General features: G+C 64.8%; 1 protein-coding gene. It reads right to left on the minus strand.

Features of this window, described 5'->3' with window-relative positions:
- Positions 1-474: catalase (locus tag DCS98_RS22565; protein WP_116453710.1), on the minus strand; the 474-nt coding region annotated here is incomplete at both ends.

Raw genomic sequence — 474 nt, forward strand, 5'->3', positions numbered from 1 at the left:
ATCATGTGCATCGATTCGGGCATCAGCGAGACGAAATCCCAGAACGTGTCGTGCGCGCTGGCGGCCTGCGGGAACGCGCGGTCCGGTTCCATCTTCACCGCATGGATCAGGTCGGGGAACTTGATCGCATCCTGGATGAAGAACACCGGGATGTTGTTGCCGACCAGGTCCCAGTTGCCTTCCTTCGTGTAGAACTTCACCGCGAAGCCGCGCACGTCGCGCGGGGTGTCGACCGAACCGGCGCCGCCGGCGACGGTGGAGAAGCGGGTGAACACCGGCGTCTTCAGCCCGACTTCGGTGAGGATCTTGGCCCGCGTCACCTTGCCCAGCGACGTGGTCAGTTCGAAGAAGCCATGGGCGGCCGAACCGCGCGCGTGGACGATGCGCTCGGGAATGCGCTCGTGGTCGAAGTGGGTGATCTTCTCGCGCAGCAGGAAGTCTTCCAGCAGGGTCGGTCCACGCGCGCGGTTCGGC

Source organism: Blastococcus litoris, from assembly GCF_003075095.1.
Lineage (GTDB): Bacteria > Actinomycetota > Actinomycetes > Mycobacteriales > Geodermatophilaceae > Blastococcus_B > Blastococcus_B litoris.